Source organism: Endozoicomonas sp. G2_1, assembly GCF_017744155.1.
Taxonomy (GTDB): Bacteria; Pseudomonadota; Gammaproteobacteria; order Enterobacterales; family Alteromonadaceae; genus JAGHQT01.
Window position 1 is genome coordinate 1 of sequence record NZ_JAGHQT010000043.1, and the last position, 654, is coordinate 654.

Below are 654 nucleotides of genomic sequence, written 5' to 3' on the forward strand. Positions count from 1 at the left end.
TAACGCCCGCTTAACGGGCAAATAATTAGCTTAGCTAAAATTAGGAGCGCAGCGACGGGAGCTAAGCTTTATTTGTCCCGTTAAAGCGCTTGTTAGGTTTGTCTTTAATTTAAGTTGTAAGTGAACCAATATTTATACAAAAACCATTTGTCATATAAAGCTATATAACATTTACCTTCCGATAAATTCTTAATTTTGATATCGTCACAGTTTTCAAATTCAGGTGTTTGGCCATACAAATAGTCTGTATCTATATTTTTAATTTTAGTTTCAGGCTCATTGAGAGGTAATACTTTAGTATATCCCCCAAACAACCAATTCCCACCTTTCCCTTTAATTAACTCGATAGAGTTAAAGTTAAACTGCTCAGCCAATGAAACAAATAAAGTTAAATCTGATGAATCACCCCAATTCACGGAATCATTTTCACGCACGCCGGCTCTTTGAATCTCATTTTTAACCCATAAAATATGTGTATATTCGCTAGATTCCGCAAGCTTAATTAGCTTTTCTAGTTTAGCTTTATTAATTAGTAAACGTAAATTTAATTTGAAGTCACTATCGGGTAACAACCCGACTATTGCATTCACATTTAAGTAAACAATCAATAAAAGACCAAACGAAATTAGTGCTTTCTTCATAAAACCTAACGCC

At 33.6% G+C, this 654-nt stretch carries 1 protein-coding gene; it reads right to left on the reverse strand.

All coding sequences use genetic code 11. The features are described 5' to 3' along the window. Positions 1-104 precede the first annotated feature (104 nt). Positions 105-654, reverse strand: a 550-nt coding sequence (locus J7384_RS19220; protein ID WP_209116145.1) for a hypothetical protein, incomplete at its 5' end; no start/stop codon positions are given.